This window comes from Pseudomonas sp. MH9.2 (genome assembly GCF_034353875.1).
Classification (GTDB): domain Bacteria; phylum Pseudomonadota; class Gammaproteobacteria; order Pseudomonadales; family Pseudomonadaceae; genus Aquipseudomonas.
Genome location: NZ_CP133784.1, coordinates 3,024,190 through 3,041,277 on the forward strand (window position 1 = coordinate 3,024,190; position 17,088 = coordinate 3,041,277).

General features: G+C 59.0%; 18 protein-coding genes. 11 read left to right on the forward strand and 7 right to left on the reverse strand.

Translation table 11 applies throughout. From position 1 onward, the window contains the following. Nucleotides 1–2: 2 nt before the first annotated feature. From exbD to RHM55_RS14290, 5 genes are all read left to right on the forward strand, one after another. Nucleotides 3–431, forward strand: a complete 429-nt coding sequence (gene exbD, locus RHM55_RS14270) for a TonB system transport protein ExbD (RefSeq protein ID WP_322177010.1) — start codon at nucleotides 3–5, stop codon at nucleotides 429–431. Beyond that, nucleotides 428–1,171 carry an energy transducer TonB gene (locus RHM55_RS14275; protein ID WP_322177011.1) on the forward strand — a complete coding sequence of 248 codons (744 nt, stop codon included), beginning with the start codon at nucleotides 428–430 and terminating at the stop codon, nucleotides 1,169–1,171. Before exbD ends, RHM55_RS14275 begins: the two co-directional genes overlap by 4 nt. Before the next feature lie 93 nt (nucleotides 1,172–1,264). Beyond that, nucleotides 1,265–2,188, forward strand: a complete 924-nt coding sequence (locus RHM55_RS14280; RefSeq protein ID WP_322177012.1) for a hydrogen peroxide-inducible genes activator — start codon at nucleotides 1,265–1,267, stop codon at nucleotides 2,186–2,188. 8 nt (nucleotides 2,189–2,196) lie between these two features. Further along, nucleotides 2,197–4,272, forward strand: coding sequence for an ATP-dependent DNA helicase RecG (gene recG / locus RHM55_RS14285; RefSeq protein ID WP_322177013.1), 2,076 nt, complete (start codon nucleotides 2,197–2,199; stop codon nucleotides 4,270–4,272). Between the two features lie 76 nt (nucleotides 4,273–4,348). Then, a complete protein-coding gene (locus tag RHM55_RS14290) occupies nucleotides 4,349–5,746 on the forward strand; it encodes an aminoacyl-tRNA deacylase and HDOD domain-containing protein (protein WP_322177014.1) in 1,398 nt (465 codons plus the stop codon). Nucleotides 5,747–5,818: 72 nt separating this feature from the next. On the opposite strand, the gene RHM55_RS14295 is transcribed toward RHM55_RS14290, so the two are convergent. Beyond that, nucleotides 5,819–6,796 carry an NAD-dependent epimerase/dehydratase family protein gene (locus RHM55_RS14295; RefSeq protein WP_322177015.1) on the reverse strand — a complete coding sequence of 326 codons (978 nt, stop codon included), beginning with the start codon at nucleotides 6,794–6,796 and terminating at the stop codon, nucleotides 5,819–5,821. A 94-nt stretch (nucleotides 6,797–6,890) separates the two neighbouring features. On the opposite strand from RHM55_RS14295, the gene RHM55_RS14300 reads away from it, so the two are divergent. Then, the gene (locus tag RHM55_RS14300) at nucleotides 6,891–7,778 is read left to right on the forward strand and encodes a LysR family transcriptional regulator (protein ID WP_322182944.1); all 888 of its coding nucleotides are present in this window, start codon (nucleotides 6,891–6,893) and stop codon (nucleotides 7,776–7,778) included. Nucleotides 7,779–7,842: 64 nt separating this feature from the next. Here RHM55_RS14300 and RHM55_RS14305 read toward each other — a convergent pair whose 3' ends face one another. The 4 genes from RHM55_RS14305 to RHM55_RS14320 form a co-directional block, all read right to left on the reverse strand. Next, nucleotides 7,843–8,220, reverse strand: coding sequence for a helicase (locus tag RHM55_RS14305; RefSeq protein ID WP_322177016.1), 378 nt, complete (start codon nucleotides 8,218–8,220; stop codon nucleotides 7,843–7,845). A gap of 244 nt (nucleotides 8,221–8,464) precedes the next feature. After that, the gene (locus RHM55_RS14310) at nucleotides 8,465–8,740 is read right to left on the reverse strand and encodes an HU family DNA-binding protein (RefSeq protein ID WP_219063073.1); all 276 of its coding nucleotides are present in this window, start codon (nucleotides 8,738–8,740) and stop codon (nucleotides 8,465–8,467) included. Nucleotides 8,741–8,929: 189 nt separating this feature from the next. Next, nucleotides 8,930–10,078, reverse strand: coding sequence for an NAD(P)/FAD-dependent oxidoreductase (locus RHM55_RS14315; protein ID WP_322177017.1), 1,149 nt, complete (start codon nucleotides 10,076–10,078; stop codon nucleotides 8,930–8,932). A gap of 40 nt (nucleotides 10,079–10,118) precedes the next feature. Beyond that, nucleotides 10,119–10,286, reverse strand: coding sequence for a rubredoxin (locus RHM55_RS14320; RefSeq protein ID WP_017528588.1), 168 nt, complete (start codon nucleotides 10,284–10,286; stop codon nucleotides 10,119–10,121). Nucleotides 10,287–10,546: 260 nt separating this feature from the next. On the opposite strand from RHM55_RS14320, the gene RHM55_RS14325 reads away from it, so the two are divergent. Continuing rightward, entirely contained in the window at nucleotides 10,547–11,065 is a 519-nt protein-coding gene (locus tag RHM55_RS14325; protein WP_322177018.1) for a chorismate lyase, read from the forward strand. Next, entirely contained in the window at nucleotides 11,065–11,955 is an 891-nt protein-coding gene (gene ubiA, locus RHM55_RS14330; RefSeq protein WP_322177019.1) for a 4-hydroxybenzoate octaprenyltransferase, read from the forward strand. Before RHM55_RS14325 ends, ubiA begins: the two co-directional genes overlap by 1 nt. A gap of 42 nt (nucleotides 11,956–11,997) precedes the next feature. On the opposite strand, the gene RHM55_RS14335 is transcribed toward ubiA, so the two are convergent. After that, a complete protein-coding gene (locus tag RHM55_RS14335; protein ID WP_322177020.1) occupies nucleotides 11,998–12,375 on the reverse strand; it encodes a hypothetical protein in 378 nt (125 codons plus the stop codon). 150 nt (nucleotides 12,376–12,525) lie between these two features. Here RHM55_RS14335 and phoB point away from each other — a divergent pair, with 150 nt between their 5' ends. From phoB to RHM55_RS14350, 3 genes are all read left to right on the forward strand, one after another. Continuing rightward, nucleotides 12,526–13,215 (forward strand): phosphate regulon transcriptional regulator PhoB, encoded by a 690-nt coding sequence (phoB, locus tag RHM55_RS14340; RefSeq protein ID WP_219063077.1) that lies wholly within the window; start codon nucleotides 12,526–12,528, stop codon nucleotides 13,213–13,215. A gap of 107 nt (nucleotides 13,216–13,322) precedes the next feature. Beyond that, nucleotides 13,323–14,588, forward strand: a complete 1,266-nt coding sequence (gene phoR, locus RHM55_RS14345) for a phosphate regulon sensor histidine kinase PhoR (RefSeq protein ID WP_322182947.1) — start codon at nucleotides 13,323–13,325, stop codon at nucleotides 14,586–14,588. Between the two features lie 105 nt (nucleotides 14,589–14,693). After that, a complete protein-coding gene (locus tag RHM55_RS14350; RefSeq protein ID WP_322177021.1) occupies nucleotides 14,694–16,034 on the forward strand; it encodes a hemolysin family protein in 1,341 nt (446 codons plus the stop codon). Between the two features lie 96 nt (nucleotides 16,035–16,130). Here RHM55_RS14350 and RHM55_RS14355 read toward each other — a convergent pair whose 3' ends face one another. Next, on the reverse strand, nucleotides 16,131–17,027 hold the full coding sequence (locus RHM55_RS14355) for a peptidoglycan DD-metalloendopeptidase family protein (protein ID WP_322182949.1): 897 nt from the start codon (nucleotides 17,025–17,027) through the stop codon (nucleotides 16,131–16,133). Between the last annotated feature and the right edge of the window lie 61 nt (nucleotides 17,028–17,088).

Here is a 17,088-nt window from a genome sequence, read left to right on the forward strand (position 1 = left end):
CCATGGGCCTGCATCTGAACGAAAACAGTGGCGACGATCTCGTCGAGAACCACGAAATCAACGTCACGCCGTTTATCGACGTCATGTTGGTGCTGCTGATCATTTTCATGGTGGCCGCCCCGTTGGCGACGGTCGATATCAAAGTCGACCTCCCCGCCTCCACCGCCAAGCCTGTTGCTCGGCCCGAGAAACCGCTGTTTCTCAGCGTCAAGACTGATCAGAGCCTATTCCTCGGCGAAGAAAAAATCAGTCGTGAACAGCTTGGCCAAGTGCTCGATGCCAAGACCAGGGGCAAGAAGGACACGACGATTTTCTTCCAGGCCGACAAGGGCGTGGACTACGGCGACCTGATGGAGGTGATGAACGCCTTGCGCGGTGCCGGTTACCTGAAAGTCGGCCTCGTGGGCCTCGAGACGGTTGGCAAGAAATGACGACTCTGCGCCAAAAACTGACGCGCTATAGCGGTAGTTTGTTGTTGGTGCTCGCCGTGCACGCCATCGCGATTATCGTCGCGATGCGCTGGTCGGCACCCCAGGCAATCGAACTGCCTCCTGCTGCGATGATGGTCGAACTGGCGCCGTTGCCAGCACCCGCGCCACCGCCGCCCAAGGTCGTGCAGCCGCCGCAACCACCGACGCCGGTGGAAACCCTGCCGTTGCCGAAACTCACTGAAGCGCCAAAGCCGGAAATTGCCATTCCAAAGCCGGTTATCAAGCCAAAAGCCAAACCACAGCCGCCCAAACCGCAGAAGAAACCGGAGCCGCCGCAAGAAAAGCCGGCCGAGGAGAAACCAGTGGATACGCCGCCGACCGACGCCAAGCCTGAAAAAGCCGCCGCGGCGCCGCAGCCATCCAGCACACCGTCGGACAGTCATGCGAAGCGCAACTGGCAATCCGATTTGCAGCAGCATCTGGCCAAGTACAAACGCTACCCCGAAGATGCGCGCCGTCGCGGCACCCAGGGGACGGTCAGTCTGCGCTTTGTCGTCGATGCCGACGGCAGGGTCCTGTCCTTCTCGCTGGCGGGCAACTCCGGCAGCACCGCGTTGGATCGAGCCACTCTTGAAATGATCCGACGTGCGCAACCGTTGCCCCAGCCGCCCGCTGAAGCACTGACTAATGGCGCAGTGGAAATACTTGCCCCTTTCGTTTATTCCCTGGATAAACGCTGAAATCGTAATTTTGATTGACTGGAGTACAGCTGATAACGTGCGTCTATCGATTGCAGCCGCTATGCTGGGGTCGCTACCTCATGGACGCACGCTATGACCCTTACAGAATTGCGCTACATCGTTACGCTCGCCCAGGAACAACATTTCGGACACGCCGCCGAGCGCTGCCACGTCAGCCAGCCGACCCTCTCGGTGGGCGTGAAAAAGCTGGAAGATGAACTTGGCGTGCTGATTTTCGAGCGCAGCAAGAGTGCCGTTCGCCTGACCCCGGTCGGCGAAGGGATTGTCGCTCAAGCTCAAAAAGTGCTCGAACAGGCTCAAGGCATCCGCGAACTGGCTCAGGCTGGCAAGAATCAGCTGACCGCACCGCTCAAAGTCGGCGCGATCTACACCGTTGGCCCGTACCTGTTCCCGCACCTGATCCCGCAACTGCACCGGGTCGCCCCGCAAATGCCGTTGTACATCGAAGAAAACTTCACCCATATCCTGCGCGACAAACTGCGCAACGGTGAGTTGGACGCGATTATCATTGCGCTGCCATTCAATGAAGCCGATGTACTGACCCTGCCGCTGTACGACGAGCCGTTCTACGTACTGATGCCTGCGGACCACCCATGGACCCAGAAAGAGTCCATCGATGCCGCTGCGCTGAACGACAAGAGCCTGTTGCTGCTCGGCGAAGGTCACTGTTTCCGTGATCAGGTGCTCGAAGCGTGCCCGACACTGGCCAAAGGCAGCGAAGGCGTCAAGCACACCACCGTCGAATCCAGTTCGCTGGAAACCATTCGGCACATGGTTGCCTCAGGACTGGGCATCTCAATCCTGCCGATGTCAGCCGTCGACAGCCATCACTATGCACCTGGCATCATCGAAGTGCGTCCGCTGACCCCGCCCGCGCCGTTCCGCACCGTGGCGATCGCATGGCGCGCGAGCTTCCCTCGGCCCAAGGCGATCGAGATTCTCGCCGACTCCGTGCGCCTGTGCTCGGTGACCCGGCCTAAAGTAGAAGCGAGCTAAGTCGCAACATGAGCGAGTTGTCCCACGTCTCCGTCACGGCGCTTAAAGGCGTCGGCGCGGCCATGGCCGAGAAACTGGCCAAAGTAGGCCTCGAGAATCTTCAGGACGTCCTGTTCCACCTGCCCCTGCGCTATCAGGACCGGACCCGTGTCGTGCCCATCGGCGCATTGCGTCCGGGCCAGGACGCGGTGATAGAAGGGGTGGTCAGCGGCGCCGATGTGGTCATGGGCAAGCGCCGCAGCCTGCTGGTGCGCCTGGGCGACGGTACAGGCACGCTCAGCCTGCGCTTTTATCACTTCAGCAATGCGCAAAAAGAGGGCATGAAACGCGGTACCCACCTGCGCTGCTACGGTGAAGCCAGGCCCGGCGCGTCCGGGCTGGAAATTTATCACCCGGAATACCGCGCACTGACCGACGATGAGCACATCCCGGTTGAACAAACCCTCACGCCCATTTATCCAACCACCGAAGGCCTGACCCAGCAGCGTTTGCGCCAGCTGTGCCAGCAAAGCCTGGCGCTGCTGGGCCCCAAAAGCCTGCCCGACTGGCTGCCTGAAGAGCTGGCGCGCGACTATCAACTGGCGCCGCTGGATGAAGCCATTCGTTATTTGCACCATCCACCCGCGAACGCCGACCTGGAAGAGCTTGCCCTCGGCCATCACTGGGCCCAGCACCGCCTGGCATTCGAAGAGTTACTGACCCATCAACTGTCGCAACAACGCCTGCGTGAAAGCTTGCGCTCGCAGCGCGCCCCGGCATTGCCCAAAGCCACAAAGCTGCCACCACAGTTCCTCGCCAACCTTGGTTTTGCGCCCACTGGCGCGCAGCAACGGGTCGGCAACGAAGTCGCTTATGACCTGAGTCAGCCAGAACCCATGCTGCGCCTGATTCAGGGCGACGTCGGCGCGGGCAAAACCGTGGTCGCTGCTCTGGCGGCCTTGCAGGCACTGGAGGCGGGTTATCAGGTGGCGCTGATGGCGCCGACCGAAATTCTGGCTGAACAGCATTACGTCAACTTCAAACGCTGGCTCGAACCCCTGGGTATTGATGTCGCGTGGCTGGCAGGCAAGCTCAAGGGCAAAGCCCGGGCCGCCTCGCTGGAGCAGATTGCCAGCGGCACGCCCATGGTCGTGGGCACCCATGCGCTGTTCCAGGATGAAGTGCAGTTCAAGAATCTGGCGCTGGTGATCATCGATGAACAACACCGCTTCGGCGTGCAACAGCGCCTGGCCCTGCGCAAAAAGGGCGTCGGTGGCCTGATGTGTCCGCATCAGCTGATCATGACCGCGACGCCCATCCCGCGCACCCTGGCCATGAGTGCCTATGCCGACCTCGACACCTCGATCCTCGACGAGCTGCCGCCAGGACGTACACCGGTCAATACCGTATTGGTGGTCGACAGTCGCCGGGTTGAAGTCGTCGAACGCGTTCGCGCGGCCTGCGCCGAAGGGCGTCAGGCCTATTGGGTCTGCACCCTGATCGAAGAATCCGAAGAGCTCACCTGCCAAGCCGCCGAAACCTCATTCGAAGAGCTGACCAGCGCCTTGGGCGAATTGCGCGTGGGCTTGATCCATGGGCGCATGAAACCTGCGGAAAAAGCGGCCGTCATGGCCGAGTTCAAACAAGGCGCCCTGCAACTGTTGGTGGCAACCACCGTCATCGAAGTCGGCGTCGACGTGCCCAATGCCAGCCTGATGATTATCGAAAATCCCGAACGCCTGGGCCTGGCGCAACTGCACCAGTTACGCGGGCGCGTCGGTCGGGGCAGCGCCGCGAGTCATTGTGTATTGCTCTATCATCCCCCCCTGTCGCAGATTGGGCGGCAACGACTGGGCATCATGCGCGAGACCAATGATGGTTTCGTCATCGCTGAAAAAGATTTAGAACTGCGCGGTCCTGGCGAAATGCTCGGCACCCGACAGACTGGCCTGCTGCAATTCAAGGTCGCCGACCTGATGCGTGACGCAGACCTGTTGCCGGCCGTTCGAGACGCTGCACAAGCCTTGCTCGAACGCTGGCCCCAACATGTAAGCCCACTGTTGGAGCGCTGGTTACGCCATGGCCAGCAATATGGACAGGTATGAAGAGAGTGCGTCGATAACGACGCCGGATAACTAAGCTGGTTATACTCCCTAAACTGTAACAATCTGGATACACGTCATGACAGAAGTTGCCTTCGCCGATGCAACCCCGCCCGCTCCGTCTGTCATTCGGGCGCTGTTCGGCAAATTAGCCGTCAGCTACCGGGAAGTCATGGATGACACGAGCCTTCCTGCCTCGCAGAGAGTCCAGCCCATCCTCCTCGGCGACGCCATTGGCACGCTGCTGGTTCTGTTCCCGCAGAGTCATTTACTGGACCTCAACCGCCTCGCCGAGTTGACCGGACGCACGCTGACCGCCATTCCCCAGGAACGTCTTGATCACATGCTCGGTAAACACAACCAGAGCATGCTGCCTGGCTTACCTGCGCTGAACGGCTCACCGTGCCTGTATGAAGAGCGCTTGCTACAAGAGCCGACGCTACTGATCAATTCCGGCGAGCCGGGCCTGTTGCTGGAAATTTCCAGCGAGGCCTTCAAAGGTATGATGAGCAAAGCCAGCGCGGCAACTTTCGGCGAACCACTGAGCTTGATCCGGCCCAACCTTGACCGGCCAGACGATGACCGCGAGGAAATCATCAAGGCGATGCATGCCTTCACCGCCCGTCGCATTCAGCAACGCCTGGAAGAGACGCTGGAAATTCCACCGCTGGCCGAGACCGCGCAAAAAATCATCAAGTTGCGGGTCGATCCCAACGCCACGATTGACGACATCACCGGCGTAGTCGAGACCGACCCCGCGTTGGCGGCACAAGTGGTCAGCTGGGCTGCTTCGCCTTACTACGCATCGCCCGGCAAAATCCGCTCGGTGGAAGATGCCATCGTCCGCGTGCTTGGCTTCGACCTGGTGATCAACCTGGCCTTGGGCCTCGCACTGGGCAAAACCCTGAGCCTGCCCAAGGATCATCCGCAACACACCACGCCTTACTGGCAGCAGTCGATCTACACTGCGGCCGTGATCGAAGGCCTGACCCGCGCCATGCCTCGCGCGCAACGCCCGGAAGCCGGTCTGACGTACCTCGCCGGTTTGCTGCACAACTTCGGTTACCTGCTGCTGGCCCACGTCTTCCCGCCGCACTTCTCGCTGATCTGCCGCCATCTGGAGGTCAACCCACACCTGTGCCACAGCTACGTCGAGCAACATCTGCTCGGCATCAGCCGCGAACAGATCGGTGCCTGGTTGATGCGCTACTGGGATATGCCTGAAGAGCTGGCCACGGCGCTGCGCTTCCAGCACGATCCGTCCTACGCTGGCGCTCATTGCGAGTACGCGAATCTGGTGTGCCTGTCGGTACGCTTGCTGCGTAAAAACGGCATCGGTTCAGGGCCGGAAGAGGACATCCCGGATGAACTGTTCGAACGCCTGGGCCTGCCACGCGAAAAAGCCGAAGAGTCCGTGAAAAAGGTACTGGACGCCGAAGTGCTGCTGCGCGAACTGGCGTCGCAATTCGCGACGTAGTGAGGGCGTCTGCGATAGGAACCCCCGGCGGCAACCACCGCCCAGCGGGAGACTGGTGATGCCGGTCGGTGTTCAGGTCATCGAGGGAAGACAACCCATGCCCTCCAGCGTGGCCTCCACCGCCTCGTCCAGCGGAGTGTGCGGTTCTTGGCCGAGTGTGGCTTGCACGTGCGCGCTGCTCATCCGAACCGGCGTGTACCACAGGTATCGCATCTCAAGTAGTTCGCGAAACGTCGCCACAAAAGGTGAAACCAGCTTAACCAGCCACCAAGGAAAAGCACGTAGCTTCGGCTGCCTACCACCACGCCCGGTTACGACGCGGCAGATCGCTTCAGCCATTTGCATTCCGTTGGCGTCCCAATGGCCAGCCATGTGAAATACCGCAAACGGCGCCAAGGCATCGCGACGCTCTAGCAATTGCACCATCGTGCGTGCCGCATCGGGAATATAGGACCATTGATGACCCACGCCGGCCAGGTTGGGAAGATTTATGGTCGCCACCGGCTGGCCCGGCTTAACCAAACCTTGCGAAAACCAACTACTGCCAGACTTCGGCCCGAAGAAGTCGCCGGCCCGTACGATAATCACCCGGCATCCCTGAGTCGTTGCAGACGCCAGGCGACGCTCCAGTTCCACACGAATGGCACCCTTGCGGGTTTTCGGTTGCTGCGGTGAATCTTCATGAAGCACTGGAAAGGCGCTCGGACCAAAGTTGTACACAGTGCCGGGCAGTACGACAGTGGCACCTTGCGCGCTCGCCGCTGCAAGGGTGTTGTCGAGCATAGGCAGCACAAGCTCGCCCCAACGGCGATATCCCGGCGGGTTCACTGCATGCACAATCACCGAGCAGCCAAGTGCTGCTACCATGACATCGTTGCGATTCATCGCATCACCGACGATCCAGGTAATGCCGTCCCGTTTCCCTGCGGCGTGCTGCTCTCCTCGACGGAGTGCGCGCACATCCCACCCGCTATCGCACAGCTGCCGCGCCATTTCGCCACCAATGCCACCGGTGGCGCCGAGAACCAGCACCGTGTTGTTGCCCGCCATGTTGAATCTCCGCTGCGTTGGAATGGAGAAAGTCTGGGCCGGATTACACCCGAATAGAATTGTTCAAGATGAGGCTGCTGCTATACATTTATGTATGGACTACGACATTAGCTGGGAACTTTACCGCTCCTATTTAAGCGTGCTGCAAGAAGGATCATTGTCCGGTGCGGCACGTGCAATGAGTGTGGCGCAACCGACGGTAGGCCGGCACATTGCGGCGCTCGAAAAGCAGCTCGGCGTGACCCTCTTCACCCGCTCTCAACGAGGCCTATTGCCTACCGAAGCAGCATTAGCGCTGAAGCCCTATGCCGATTCGATGAGGGCACATGCCACGGCCTTGAAACGAGCAGCTGAAAGTCTTGGGGACGGAGTCAAGGGAACGGTGCGCATCACTGCGAGCGAAGTCATCGGTGCAGAAGTCCTGCCACCCGTCATAGCGCGACTGCAGAGCAATTACCCAGCGTTGAAAGTCGAACTCGTTTTGACCAACCGGGTGCAAGACCTGCTTCATCGAGAGGCCGATATTGCAGTTCGTATGGCACAGCCTAAGCAAGACTCGCTCATTGCGCGACGCGTTGGAGAGATCGAGATCGGTTTGCATGCACATGAGCGCTATCTGCAAGCTCGTGGCACGCCCAGCACCTTGGTCGACCTCTCGCAGCACGCGCTGATCGGTTTCGACGAGGAAACACCATTTTTGCGCGCTGCTAGACAAGCGCTACCAGAATGGCAACGAGACAACTTCACACTGAGAAGCGATAGCGATCTCGCGCAACTGGCGATGATCCGCGCGGGCGCGGGTATTGGTGTGTGCCAAGTAGCGCTAGCCAAGCGCGACCCGGCATTGGTCCGCGTGCTTGCGCAACAATTTGGGGTCAGGCTGGAAACATGGCTGACCATGCACGAGGATTTACGCAACAGCCCACGCTGCAAAGTTACGTTTGATGCGCTTCTGCAGGGGCTTCAGCAACACATGTCCTAGGGAAACCCTTATACGGCGCCAGGCTTTCAGCACGATCCGCCGCTTGCCTGCAGGGGTTTTCTGATCAGGCCACTTTCTTCTTCGGCTTGAGGAACTTGGTCAAGCCCTGAAACCAGATCACCAGGCCCGGATTACCCGTGATCTGGATGTCCTTGTCCTGAATCCCCTGCATAAATGCCAATTGCTTGTTTTTAGCCCGCATCGTGGCGAAACCGAACCCAGCATCCTTGAACGAAATCGAGAACGCTGGCTCGGCGACCACGCCTGGACGGCTGGTGAGACGCTGGCCGCTCACGACGAAATGGCGCGCGACCGTGCCGTCGAATGTCTGCAGCTGGAAGGTCAATTCCTTACCGGCCAATTGATTCTGAAAAGCGGGATTGTTGCGGCTGGCTTTGGCCATCATTCGGCCAAGCATCCACAGGAGAAAACGAAATTTCATGCACACAGCCTCAACAGGGGCGCCGCTCAGGTCAAAAGCGGCCAGCGGTGCAGTGTAGCGGTTTGCCGCCCCGACAACAGTAGTGAAATGTTACTTGATCGGCGAGGATCGCTACAGAAGTCGGATTGTTCGACAATTAAACGTCTGCGCACCACACATTCTTCAAAGCCAAAAAAAGGGCATCCAACCTGATTGGAGTGCCCATTTTTGCTGCTGTTCGCTTCCCGCTGAAACCTCAAGCAGATTAAGGGTTAACGCTGTCTTTCAAAAATTTGCCAGGTTTGAAGGCTACGGTGTTACTCGCCTTGATTTTGACTGGCTCACCAGTTTGCGGGTTTTTGCCGGTGCGGGCACCGCGGTGACGCTGCAAGAAAGTGCCAAATCCCACCAGGGTGACGCTGTCTTTACGATGCAGTGCGCCAGTGATCTCTTCAAGCACCGCGTTGAGTACCTTGTTGGCTTGTTCTTTGGTGAGATCCGCTTTTTCAGCAATGGCGGCTGCGAGTTCTGGTTTACGCATATAAAGCCTCTTTGACGTTTTTTTGTTGTTATGTCCGTGCTGTTCTTCCCGAACAGCGACCAAGGCGCCGCAACAGCTCTACTATGCGGCAGACGAGAATGAGGATGGCATGCCATCGGGGCCCGCGCCAGCCTGTGCGCGACGTTTGTAGAAACAAAAATGGGGCTTATCCGACAGAACGACCTGTATTTACGCCAAGAGGGGCGGCAAGCCTTTGTTCAGTGCCATTTTTTCCATGACAGCGGTGCCGGTCAGGGCGTAACCCAGCAGGTTACCGTTGGCGTCCCGGCACAGGGCTTTGATATCGGCACCCTGCCCTTCAACGGTCCACACCCCTTCCATGCCGCGCGGTACTGGCGAAACCACCAACGGACACACCGGCGTTTTGACGGTGATCGGCATAGGGCCATAACTGACAGCGGTCGGGTTGCCGGCAAGGGTTTGCGCCAGTGCGCGCGCGCAGCTCATCAACGGCACGACGTAGAGCAGATTCAAGCCATCAACTTCCGCGCAGTCGCCCAGGGCGAAAATATTGGCATGGGATGTCTGCAAATGACGATCAACCACAATCCCGCGACCGGTCTGCAAACCTGCCGCAGCAGCCAGATCGACACGTGGACGCAACCCAATGGCCGACACAACCACGTCACACGAAAGCACTTCTCCATCGGAAAGATGGGCCTCAAGCCCATGCTCGGTGCGTAGCAGGCGCGTCATCACCGGCCCTAGATGGAAGCGAGCCCCAAGCCCTTCCAACCCCGCTTGCACCGCAGCAGCGGCTACCGGGTGAAGCAAGGTGGGCATGACTTGCTCGCAAGGTGCGACCAGGTCCACTTCATAACCACCGAGGATCAGGTCGTTGGCAAACTCACAGCCAATCAAACCGGCGCCCAGCAGCAATACCCGATGTTTACCTGCGGCCGCAGCGCGAAACCGCGCGTAATCCTCAAGATCGTTGATCGGGAATATCGCGTCACTGGCATCACCTTCTACAGGAACACGCACGGTTTCAGCGCCCCAGGCGAGGATCAGGTCGCGGTAGTACACGACCTCTTCGCCGATCCACAGGCGCTTGTGTCCCGGATCGATGCCGCTGATACGCGTATGGGTGCGCACTTCTGCTTTCAATTGCTCAGCCATGGCGCCGGGTTCGGCCATGCTCAAGCCATCGGCTTCCTTGTTCTTCCCAAAACCGGTGGAGAGCATTGGTTTTGAGTAGGAACGCCCGTCATCCGCAGTAATCAGCAGCAGCGGCGTTTCGCCATCGAGCTTGCGAAATTCCCGGGCGAGATTGTAGCCCGCCAGGCCAGTGCCCACGATCACGACAGGTGCGTTCATTCGGTTCTCCTGATTGAGGTGTAAAAGGTCGAACGGCAGATCAGCCGATTTCGATCATTTCAAAATCCATTTTGCCCACACCACAGTCCGGGCATAGCCAGTCCGCGGGCACATCTTCCCAGCGGGTTCCCGGCGCGATGCCATCGTCCGGCCAGCCGTCGGCCTCGTTATAGATCAAGCCACACACAATGCACTGCCACTTCTTCATCGGTAAATACTCTCGGTTCTCAGGCTGTCCTGGCCCAAGCGGTCGATGGGTAACTCGATTGCCGCCAGGCTCAGGGCGTTTTGTACTGATCGGTGCGCTCAGATGCAAGCGCGATCGACGCAACAGGGCGGTCCTCAGGGGTCAGGCCCAGCAATCAAACATGCTAAGCTCGCCACTTCGACTGTTGCCAATAATTACCCACCGTGTCCCACCAACGCCTTCTTCTTGTTGCCCCTGACTGGCTCCAGCAAAATCAGCTGATGGAGTTACCCGATTCTGTGACCCTCGATTGGCTATTCAATCAGGACTCGCTGACCCGCCGCCTAACTCGCCTTTCTGCCAATAGTTTCAGCGTGACCCCCCTGTTCGAGGGCTGGCAAACCCTGCGTGCGGACGAATGTGCAGCACTGGACTTGCCCGCTCAAAGCCTTGGCTGGGTGCGCGAGGTGTATTTGCGCGGCAATGCCCAAAAGTGGGTCTTTGCCCGTAGCGTCGCGGCACAAAGCGCCCTGCTGGAAGGCGGATTGAACATGGATGAGCTGGGCACGCGGTCACTGGGCGAGTTGCTGTTTTGCGACGCGGCGTTCGAGCGCGGCGCCCTCGAGGTGTGCCACTACCCCGGCGCGTGGCTGCCCGCTGATGATGCTGTCGAAGGCTTGTGGGGGCGACGCTCATGTTTCAGCCGTGGCGCCTTGAGCTTGTTGGTGGCTGAGGTCTTTCTGCCGAATCTGTGGCACGCGATTGAAGTCGCCGGGCCCGTTGTTACGGAGCATCATTGATGTACCTGAGCCTGCTTAAATCGCTGAACCGCCTAAATCCCCGGGCATGGGACTTTATCCAGCTGACCCGCATCGACAAGCCCATCGGCATTTACCTGCTGCTGTGGCCGACCCTGTGGGCGCTGTGGATCGCGGCCAAGGGCGTGCCGTCTTTGAGCAATCTGCTGATTTTCGTGATCGGCGTGATTCTGATGCGTGCCGCCGGTTGCGTGATCAATGACTTCGCCGACCGTAAAGTCGACGGCCACGTAAAACGCACCGAGCAGCGCCCGCTGGTCAGCGGCAAGGTCCGCTCGCGTGAAGCGCTGGTGTTGTTCGCGGTACTGGTGGGCTTGAGTTTTCTCCTGGTGTTGCTCACCAACTCGCAGACCGTCTGGCTGTCGTTCGGCGGCTTGGCACTGGCGGCGTGCTACCCCTTCATGAAACGCTACACCTACTACCCGCAGGTGGTGCTGGGCGCAGCGTTTTCGTGGGGCATGCCGATGGCGTTCACCGCCGAGACCGGCGACCTGCCGGCAGCGGCCTGGTTGCTGTACATCGCTAATCTGCTGTGGACTGTGGGCTACGACACCTACTACGCGATGACCGACCGCGAAGACGACCTGAGAATCGGGGTCAAATCCACAGCGGTGCTGTTCGGCGATGCCGACCGCGTGATCATTCTCAGTTTGCAGGGCCTGGCGCTGGGCTGTCTGCTGCTGGCCGGGTCACGCTTTGAGCTGGGCACGTGCTTCCACGCAGGTCTGCTGGTGGCCGCTGGGTGCTTTGTCTGGGAGTTCTGGTACACACGCAATCGTGAGCCGCAACGCTGTTTCAAAGCGTTTCTGCATAATCATTGGGCGGGGTTGGCCATTTTTGTCGGCATCGTCGCCGACTATGCACTGCGTTAACCGTCAGCGTTCAAGCAGACGGCTAACGCAACTGCCAGGCGCTTAATGCTTGGCGGCGTGCCACATGTCCATTTTGCCGTCGCCCATCATGTCTCCCGCCTTTTTGTCCATTTTGAAGGTGTAGAGCGGTTTGCCGTCATAGGCCCATTGCATCGTGCCATCATCGCGCTTGATCGTTGTCCACTCGCCAGCCGCTTTGCCGTCGGCAGGCGCCATCAGGGGTGGCCAGTTTTCAGCGCACGAGCCATTGCACATTGATTTACCGTTAGCGTCCTTGTCGAAGGTATACAGCGTCATTCCCTTCTGATCGACCATCATTCCGTTCTTGACCATGGCAGGGTCGGCAGCGAACGCCATCCCGGACGAAGCCAGTACCGCCGCGGTAAGCAAGCCAAGCAAGGTTTTCGAGATTTTAGCCATTTTAGATACATCCTCTTTTGTTTTAAGAGCGAACTCTAAGCTTAGACTCAAAATACGCAGGCATACTGGCCACTCCCAAGCTGTCACACGACTGCAATAATTCCGTTATCTAATGCGACTCAAGACAGTTAAATGACAAGAGGACAGAGCATGGCTGGCAGGAGCATTCTGATAGTTGACGACGAAGCGCCTATTCGCGAAATGATCGCCGTTGCGTTGGAAATGGCCGGCTACGATTGCATGGAAGCCGAAAACTCCCAGCAAGCCCATGCCATCATCGTTGACCGCAAACCGGACCTGATTTTGCTCGACTGGATGCTGCCTGGCACCTCGGGCATCGAATTGGCCCGCAGACTCAAGCGAGATGAGCTGACCGGCGACATCCCGATCATCATGCTCACCGCCAAAGGTGAAGAGGACAACAAGATCCAGGGCCTGGAAGTCGGTGCCGACGACTACATCACCAAGCCGTTCTCACCCCGCGAACTTGTCGCACGCCTCAAGGCGGTGTTACGCCGCGCCGGGCCGAGCGATGTCGAAGCACCAATTGAAGTGGGCGGCCTGTTACTCGATCCGATCAGTCACCGCGTCACCATCGACGGCAAGCCCGCAGAAATGGGCCCGACCGAATACCGTTTGCTGCAATTTTTCATGACCCACCAGGAACGCGCCTACACCCGTGGCCAATTGCTCGATCAGGTGTGGGGCGGCAATGTGTATGTCGAAGAGCGCACCGTAGACGTACATATCCGGCGTCTGCGAAAAGCCCTCGGCGACGCCTACGAGAATCTGGTTCAAACTGTTCGCGGCACGGGCTACCGTTTTTCCACCAAGAGCTGATCCCGCGCGTCTTAGCGCGTCGGCTGCTGACAGGCCTGATTGACCGCCCACTCGACAAGGATGCGTTTGAATTGAACCAAAACTGGCATGGCACCCTGATCCGTCACATGCTGCTATTGGTGACCGCCTGCTTGGTGATCGGTTTGGTCAGCGGTTATTACGGCTGGAGCCTGGCGATTGGGCTGGCGGTTTACCTGACATGGACACTCAAACAATTACTGCGCCTGCACCAGTGGCTACGCCAGCATAAACCCGACGAGCCGCCGCCTGACGGTTATGGCTTGTGGGGCGACGTGTTCGACAGCATTTATCAGCTGCAACGCCGTGACCAACGCGTTCGTGGCCGATTGCAAGCGGTGATCGACCGCGTTCAGGAGTCCACTGCGGCCCTCAAAGACGCAGTGATCATGCTCGACAGCGACGGCAACCTGGAATGGTGGAACCGCGCGGCGGAAACCTTGCTCGGCCTGAAAACCCCGCAAGACAGCGGTCAGCCTGTCACCAACCTGGTGCGTCATCCACGCTTCAAAGAATACTTCGAGCAGAACAATTACCTTGAGCCGCTGGAGATCCCCTCGCCGATCAATGATCGCGTGCGCGTGCAGCTGCTCATCACCCGCTATGGCAATAACGAACACCTGATGCTGGTCCGCGATGTGACCCGCCTTCATCAGCTTGAGCAGATGCGCAAAGACTTCGTCGCCAACGTCTCTCATGAGCTACGCACGCCACTGACGGTGATCTGTGGCTATCTGGAAACCTTGCTCGATAACGTTGAAGAGATAAACCCGCGCTGGACTCGTGCTCTGCAGCAGATGCAACAGCAGGGCGCGCGTATGCAAACCCTACTCAATGACTTGCTGTTGCTGGCCAAACTAGAAGCCACCGACTATCCATCGGGCAACCAACCGGTCCTCGTACCAACGCTGTTGCAGACCATCAAAAATGACGCCCAGGCGTTGTCCGGGCAGCGCAACCAGCGCATCACTCTGGAAATCGACAGCACACTCGGACTCAAGGGCAGCGAGCCCGAACTGCGCAGTGCGTTTTCCAATCTGGTGTTCAATGCGGTGAAATACACCCCGGCCGAAGGCGCAATCCACATCCGCTGGTGGGGCGACGAGCAAGGCGCACACTTGCGCGTACAGGATTCAGGCCCCGGCATCGAGGCCAAGCATCTGCCGCGCCTGACCGAACGGTTCTACCGCGTCGACTCCAGCCGAGCGTCCAATACCGGTGGCACAGGGCTTGGCCTGGCCATCGTCAAGCACGTGCTGTTACGCCATCGAGGCACACTGGATATCAGCAGCGTGCTGGGCAAAGGCAGCAGTTTTACCTGCCATTTTGCCCCTGCCCAAGAGATCAAGCTCTGAGCAAACCCTAGGCAAGCTGGCCGGTAGCCGCTACATTGCGCTCTTATGCTCGCCACTTTGGCTGCGGCAACCCCCTCGATAATACGGAACCTTTAAAACTCCACCATGGACCCTTCCCCTAGTTATAACCTAGCCTCACTTTTTGCCGATTTCGGCATGATTCTTTTTGCAATGGTCCTGGTTCTGCTCAACGGCTTTTTCGTTGCCGCCGAGTTCGCCATGGTCAAGCTGCGCTCGACCAAGGTCGAATCCATCGCCGTTAAAAACGGCTGGCGCGGTCATATCCTGCGCACGGTCCACAGTCAGCTGGACGCCTATCTTTCAGCTTGCCAGTTGGGTATCACCCTCGCCTCCCTCGGCCTTGGCTGGGTCGGTGAGCCTGCGTTTGCCCACTTGTTGGCACCGCTGCTGGACATGGTCGGCGTACAGTCGCCGGAATTGATCAAGGGCATATCGTTCTTCAGTGCGTTTTTCATCATCTCTTACCTGCACATCGTCGTCGGCGAGCTGGCCCCCAAATCCTGGGCGATCCGCAAACCCGAGCTGTTGTCGTTATGGACGGCCGTGCCGCTGTATATGTTCTATTGGACCATGTACCCGGCGATTTACCTGCTCAACGCCAGCGCCAACGGCATCCTGCGCATCGCTGGCCAAGGCGAACCCGGCCCGCATCACGATCATCAATACAGCCGTGAAGAACTGAAGCTGATTCTGCATTCGAGCCGAGGCCAGGACCCGAGCGATCAAGGCATGCGCGTGCTGGCCTCCGCCGTCGAAATGGGCGAACTGGAGGTGGTCGATTGGGCCAATTCCCGCGAAGACCTGGTGACCCTCGACTGCAATGCACCGCTCAAGGAAATCCTGGCCCTGTTCCGCCGTCACAAATTCAGCCGCTACCCGGTCTACGATGCAGAGCGTGGCGAATTCGTCGGCCTGCTGCACATCAAGGACTTGTTGCTGGAACTGGCCGCGCTGGACCATATCCCCGCGTCGTTCAACCTCTCCGAGCTGACCCGGCCATTGGAGCGCGTATCCAAACACATGCCCCTGTCACGCCTGCTGGAGCAGTTCCGCAAGGGTGGCGCGCACTTCGCACTGGTTGAGGAGGCCGACGGCAAAGTCATCGGTTACCTGACCATGGAAGACGTGCTGGAAGTATTGGTCGGCGATATCCAAGACGAACACCGCAAGGCCGAACGCGGCATTCTTGCCTACCAACCCGGCAAGCTGCTGGTGCGGGGCGATACGCCGCTGTTCAAGATCGAGCGCCTGCTGGGTATCGATCTGGACCACATCGACGCGGAGACACTCGCCGGATTGATCTACGAGACCCTGAAGCGGGTGCCCGAAGAAGAGGAAGTGCTGGAAGTCGAAGGCCTGCGCATCATCATCAAGAAGATGAAAGGGCCGAAAATCGTCCTGGCCAAGGTGCTCAAGCTCGATTGACCTGGAAAGGCCCATTCGTTCCCACGTGATGACGCAATCTACTGTGCGGTCTGTGTGGGAACGAGTTCATTCGTGATAGGGGTGTTCCGGACCGCCTCAGTTCCCGCCTACCGCAAAATTCGGCAGGCTGTCGACGCGCTCCGCGAACCGATAGGGAATCGACTCCAGCCCCAGCCCACCGTTACGCTGCACCACGAAATGCAGATGGGGCCCGCTGCTGTTACCGGTATTGCCGGAACGCGCCAGCGCGCTGCCGACAACGACGCGCTGACCTTCCTTGACGCTCACCGAGCCACGCATCAGGTGTAAATAGACACCCATGGTGCCGTCGTCGTGCAGTATCCGGACAAAATTACCTGAAGGGTCCGCACCGTGGCCCGATTGACCATTCTCGGTTTTAACCACCGTCCCCGCCCGAGCGGCAATGATTGGCGTGCCTTCGGGCATGGCAATGTCCATCGCGTAACGGCTTTTAATACCAAAGTGGCTGAAGGCGCCATTGGGACCCTGGCTCAAGCGAAAAGGCCCGCCCTGCCAAGGCAGCGGGTAACTGTAACCCTGAGGCTGACGCCCAGGGTCGCCCAGCGAGTAGCGCAGCTTGGGCGTGTAACTCAGCGCCTTGCCCGCCTGCCGGGGACTGAGCACGGCCAGACGCACAGCGCTGCGGGCGGGAATGACACGGTGGATCGGCTGCCCCGTGGTGCCCAGCACATTCTTCAGCGCCGTGACCTGCAACTCCACCTCGACAGGCGCATACGAATCGTTGCGCACAAACAGGCTGTGCACGCCCTTGTCCTTTTTGATGTTCAGATGCACCTGTTTTTCAAGGTGCTCGACGATCCGCTCGCGAGGCACCACCACCGTAGCACCCGCCGTTGGCCTGTCGGTAAACGAGACCACGCCATTGGCATCGGTGAATTTATAGATGGTCACCGCCACCGACGATTGCGCGGTCAGCAACAGAGCACACAGGAGTAAGCAGCGCTCGAGCATCGTGATTGATATCTGGGTAGTGGGAGGCAGGGAGAGCGTAGCAGCGATTTGCCGCCATTTG